Genomic DNA, 5,292 nt, shown 5'->3' on the forward strand with positions numbered 1-5,292 from the left:
CCGGGGTGCCCATGGTGAAGGTGCCGGTCGGCAGCACGACCATTTCCGGGCAGTCCTTGCAGTCCTTGAACACTTTGCCCGGCGCCGGCGGTGTCGCCGCTTGTGCGGCAGCGGGCAACAGACCGGCGCACAGCGCGGTCAGGGCCAGGGCGGGCAGGGCCTTGAAAGGGAATGAGGCGTGAGGCTTTTTCATGAGTCGTCTCTGTGAAAGGAAAACTGGAGTCGAGGGATCAGGCGCGCAGTCTTTTACCGAGAATGGCCATGAACCGGTCCACTTCGGTTTCGTCGTTGAGCAGACCGGGCGCGGTGCGGATCACCGGGCCGACGTCGCGGCTGACGGCATCGCAGATCACCCGGTTGTTCATCAGGTAGGCGGCGACTTCATCGCTGTCCTGTCCCTTGACCCGGAAGAAGGTAAAACCGGCAGAGAACTGTGGATCGAGCGGGGTCACCAACTCGATGTTGGCGTGTTCGCGCAGGCGCTGCTTCAGGTAGCTGTTGAGCTGATGGATGCGCGTCTGAACATCGGCCTTGCCCAATTGCAGGTGCAACTTGAAGGCTTCGTCCACCGCCCAGCGATGTTCGAAAGCGTGGTAGCCGCCCGGGGTCATGGTGGTGCCAAACGTTGTGGCCTCGGAGAACGTCGGCACGCTGGGGCTGACGTACTTCACCTCTTCGCTGCGGCTGCACACGATGCCGGTGCCGCGTGGGCCGAACATCCATTTGTGGGTGCCGGCAATGAAAAAGTCGCAGTTCATCTGCGGGAAACTCAGGTCATCGACACCGAAGCCGTGCACGCCGTCGACCACGTAGATCAGCCGGTCCTTGTCGTCGCGTTGTCGGTTGTGTGCATCGACCAGTCGCGATATTTCGGCGATCGGCAACTTCACGCCACTGCCCGAGTGCACCCAGGTCATGCCCAGCACGCGGGTTTCGGGACGGATGTTGCGGTTGATCGTGTCGAGCACCTGATCCAGCGAAATGCTTTGCGGCGTTTCGAACAGGTTGAGTTTGCGCACCCGTGTGCCATCGCGGCGGCTGCGGAAAGCGAGAATGTTGCGGGTCGAATAGTGCTCGTGTTCGGTGGTGAGGATTTCCTGATCCGGGCGCACCTGCACGCTGCCGTAAATCATCGCCAGGCCTTCGGTGGTGCTGCCGGTGAGGGCGATCTGGCCGGGCTGGGCCTGCAGGTATTTGCCGGCCCAGACCCGCACGTTTGCTTCGCGCTTTTCGGTGACACCGAAGTCCCAGTCCATGGCCAGGCCGGGGTTCTGGTCCAGTGCTGCACGATGACGCTCGATGGCCTCGCGCACGGGCCTGGGATGGGAGGTGATCAGAAAATTGGCGAAGTGAATCGCCTGCGGGTCCTGATCAAACAACTGACGCAGCCGGGCCCATTTGTCACCCGCCGGCGCAGTGGACGCCATCGCCGGCGATGTCAGGCTTGCGCCCATTGGCAGGGCTGCTGCGATCACGCCCGCCTGTTTCAGAAAAGTACGGCGATCAGTCATGGTCTGGCTGCGTCCTGACGGGAGGCCAGCGCCGGTTTGGCGGCGTTCTGTACTTGCTCCCAGACGCGCATGAAGTTGCCGCCCCACAGCTTGGCGATGTCTGCTTCGGAGTAGCCGCGCTGGATCAGCTCGGCGGTGACGTTGCGGATCTCGCCGACGTTTTCCCAGCCCTTGATGCCGCCGCCATCGTTGAAGTCCGAGGCGATGCCGACATGGTCGATGCCGATTTTGCGCACGGTGTAGTCGATGGCGTCGCCGAGGTCCTTGAGGGTCGCTTTCGGCTCTTCTTCAAGAATCGCGTAGAGGCCGCTGGCGTACTGGCCGAGTTTCTGCTCGGACCAGGCGGTGATGATCGGGTCGCCCGGCATCAGGGCCATGGCCAGGTTGGGCAGTGGCGGCAAGTCGAAGCGTGCGCGCAGGGCGTTGAGTTTGTCCTGGGTACCCTGGGTCAGCGGTTTGAGGTATTGCGAGAACCCGACCACCTGGACCACGCCGCCGCTGTTCTTGATCAGTTGCAATTCCTTGTCGCTGAGGTTGCGCGGAATATCCACCGCGGCCCGTGGCGCCGAGTGCGAGGCCACGATCGGCGTGCGGCTCAGTTGCGCGACTTGCTCCAGCGCCTTGGTCGACATCTGCGAGACGTCGATGATCACGCCCAGATCATTCAGGCGCTGCACCGCTTGCTTGCCGATGTCGGAGAGGCCGTCGAGGGCGTCCGGCGAGTCATTGAAAAACGGCAGCGGTCGCGACGAGTCAGCCCAGCTGTTGTTGCCGATGTAGCTGAAGCCGAACATGCGCATGCCGCGCCCGGCCCACAGGTCGAGCTTGCTCAGGTCGTTGCCCAGCGGGTAGGCGTTGAGCATGCTGATGAAAATCGCGAACTTGCCTTCGCCATGCAGGCGGCGGAAATCGTCGGGGGTGTAGGCGATACCGACCTGATTGGGAAAGTCGCGGACCATCCCGGAAATGATTTTGTAGCGCACTTCCTGTTGGTTGCGTGCTTCCTCGACAAAGCCTTCGGTCGGGCGATGCGGGGCATTCGGGCCGTTCCACATCTCCGGCCAGCCGAACACGGTCAGCGCCGCGCCGGACAGGCGGCCGCGATTGGCCTTGATCAGGTCGAATTGCCCGGAACCGTCCTTGTCGGCTTCGTTGCCGTGGGCGCCAAAACTCAGCGGCACGGTGATGTGGCTGTCGAACGAGAGGAGCCGATCCTGCAATTCGGTCGCCTGCTTCATCACTTTCACCGGGTAGCCGGGGTTGTCCCGAAACCAGTAGTCCCAAGCCAGAAACCCTGCGCCGGCGCTGATCGCCAAGGCCAGCGGCAGGCCGATAAATAGAGCCTTTTTCGAACGCGGTTTTGTCATTGCCATCTCATTCAGGTTCGCCGTCGAGGTGCAGGCGCAGGGGCCTTCGCTATCTGGGAGGAACGAGTGGTCGGGCGGGTAATTTAGTGAGGCGCGAGAAAAGCGCTGCCGGCGCGTGGTGATCTTTTACCGAGGCCATAAATTTGTTCGGCGAGCAAACGTTCTAGCTTGGATAAAGCCTGCTTCATGGCTGACACAGGTAGGGCAATGACGATCTCTCGACGCTGGTTCATGGCGGGCATGGCACTCACGGGCGCCGCGCTGCCTGCCGCTTTTTATGCACATCGTGAGCTGACCCGTGAGGAATTTCCGGTCACCCCGGGAGAGGCCACGGTCGATCTGGCCGACACGGCCGGTCAACAACTGGCGGACAGCCTGCGCGGCGTCTGGGATATCCGCTTTACCGGGTCTGCTGCGGGGCTGGACGGCCTGCCCGGCGAAGGGCTGGAATTGTTTCTCGACATTGCCCAGCGTGGCCGCGGCTTGCGTGGCTATCTCGATACCGGTGCCAACCTGCGCGCTGATGCACCAGCGCGTTATCAGGTGATCGGCGATCTGGCACCGGGCAATGGCGCCGAGATGTACTGGCGGTTGCTGCGCACCGATGCGCCGCAAGCACCACCGGTGTACGAGTTCAAAGTCAAACTGGACGAAGTCTGGGCGGCGTTCGGCAATGCTGGCAGCGGCACCTTCACCGGGCAGGTCTTGCATCTGGACCGGCCCTTGGGTTTGCCCGAACTCGACAATCATTTCATCGCGATCAAGCGACGTTTCCCCGAGGCCCGTGAACGTGCCGGATTGAACCCGACGCTATTGGCCTGGCTGGTGGCGCCGGAACATCGTTTGTTCCACCAGCTCTGGCACGCCACGCGGGACAAGTGGCACAAACTGTCGGAGAAAAAGCGCGAAGCCTTGCGCGGCATCGGCTGGCAGCCCGGCCCGCGTGACAAGGAGCGCGACGCCCGTGGGCCACGCAAGGATCGCAACGGCTCGGGCATCGACTTTTTCTTCATGCACCGGCACATGCTCGGCAAGGCCCGTTCGATGCAGGATTTGCCGTCCTGGCCGGCGTTTCCCCTGCCGCAACCGGAACTGGAACGCGACCGCCAGGGTTTCGCCCGCTACTTCGACAACCATGACGGCAATGCCTTGCCGCCGACCTGGCTGACCGAAGGCGACGACGAATACACAAAATGGGTCAGCGACATCAAAGCCGCCGAGACCTATCACAGCAATTTCCAGGTCTGGGAGTCGCAGTATCGCGACCCGCGGTACTTGTCGAAGCTCACCCTCGGCCAGTTCGGTTCGGAAGTCGAACTGGGCCTGCACGACTGGTTGCACATGCGCTGGGCGTCAGTGGCGCGTGATCCGTCCAATGACATTCCGGTGCCGATGGCACGCGATCAGGCCGATTTTGCCGCGCGCTGGTACGTCCCGGAAAACGACTTTCTCGGTGACCCGTTTTCCTCCCATGTGAACCCGGTGTTCTGGCGTTTTCACGGCTGGATCGACGATCGCATCGAGGACTGGTTCCGGGCCCACGAGCGCTTTCATCCGGGGGAAGTCAGTCGTCTCGAGGTCAACGGCGTACCGTGGTTTGCGCCCGGACGCTGGGTTGAGGTCGACGATCCCTGGCTGGGCCCGGACACCCACGGCTGCAGCACGGTGCCCGGTCTGCAAGTCGGGCGCTCGGTGGAGATGGACCCGGAAACCATGAAGCTGGCGCTGCGCATCACCTTCGGCGACGAAGACCACATGGCCGACCTGTTTCGCAAAGTGCCGCAGCGGCCGTGGTATGCGCGGCATCTGAAAGTCAAAGGGCGGCAACTCTAAGCGCAAAAAAAATCGCAGCCTGGTGCTGCGATTTTTTTTGCCTGGGGATGTTGGTTCGCCTGATCCGGCGCTTTCGCGAGCAGGCTCGCTCCCACAGGGGACTTTGTAAACGACGCAGAACCAATGTGGGAGCGACCTTGCTCGCGAAGGCGTCGGACCAGTCGCTAATTTGCGCTCAGATCACTTGCCAGCCACCGCCCAACGCTTTGTACAAGGCAATGCTCGCTTGCAGTCGCGACAAGCGCAGTTGCACATTCATATCCTGCGCCGCATACAAGGTGCGCTGGGTTTGCAGCACCGTCAGCAGGTCTTCGGCGCCGGCCTGATAGCGGCTCTGGGCAATGTCAAACGCGGTTTGCGCCTGGCTCAGTTCTTCGCTTTGCCATTGCCGTTGTTCATCGAGGCCGCGAATGCTGCTGAGGGCTTTTTCCACGTCGGCGAAGCCATTGATGATCGCCCCGCGATAGCTCTCCAGCAGCTCGTCCTGACGGGCCTTGGCCTTGTCGCGTTCGGCGCTCAGGCGCCCGTTGTTGAAGATCGGCGCAGTCAGCCCGGATGACAGGTTATAGAACGTCGTGCGC

4 protein-coding genes and 1 pseudogene are annotated in these 5,292 nt (G+C 62.2%); 1 reads left to right on the plus strand and 4 read right to left on the minus strand.

Features of this window, described 5'->3' with window-relative positions; translation table 11 throughout:
• From DBR24_RS16500 to pvdM, 3 genes and pseudogenes are all read right to left on the minus strand, one after another.
• A pseudogene (locus DBR24_RS16500) lies at window positions 1-193 on the minus strand (formylglycine-generating enzyme family protein); the annotation flags it as partial.
• Between the two features lie 37 nt (window positions 194-230).
• Entirely contained in the window at window positions 231-1,511 is a 1,281-nt protein-coding gene (locus DBR24_RS16505; RefSeq protein WP_128615290.1) for an aminotransferase class V-fold PLP-dependent enzyme, read from the minus strand.
• Entirely contained in the window at window positions 1,508-2,878 is a 1,371-nt protein-coding gene (pvdM, locus tag DBR24_RS16510; protein ID WP_123463504.1) for a pyoverdine-tailoring dipeptidase-like protein PvdM, read from the minus strand. The genes DBR24_RS16505 and pvdM overlap by 4 nt, the downstream gene beginning before the upstream one ends.
• A 207-nt stretch (window positions 2,879-3,085) precedes the next feature.
• Between pvdM and DBR24_RS16515 the strand changes: the two genes are divergently transcribed.
• Window positions 3,086-4,711: a PvdJ/PvdD/PvdP-like protein gene (locus DBR24_RS16515; RefSeq protein ID WP_128615291.1), complete on the plus strand. Its 1,626-nt coding sequence runs from the start codon at window positions 3,086-3,088 to the stop codon at window positions 4,709-4,711.
• Window positions 4,712-4,886: 175 nt separating this feature from the next.
• On the opposite strand, the gene DBR24_RS32430 is transcribed toward DBR24_RS16515, so the two are convergent.
• On the minus strand, window positions 4,887-5,292 hold a 406-nt coding region (locus DBR24_RS32430), incomplete at its 5' end, for a TolC family protein (protein ID WP_256591563.1).

Origin of the sequence: Pseudomonas sp. HMWF006 (genome assembly GCF_003061205.1) — a bacterium.
Taxonomy (GTDB): domain Bacteria; phylum Pseudomonadota; class Gammaproteobacteria; order Pseudomonadales; family Pseudomonadaceae; genus Aquipseudomonas; species Aquipseudomonas monsensis.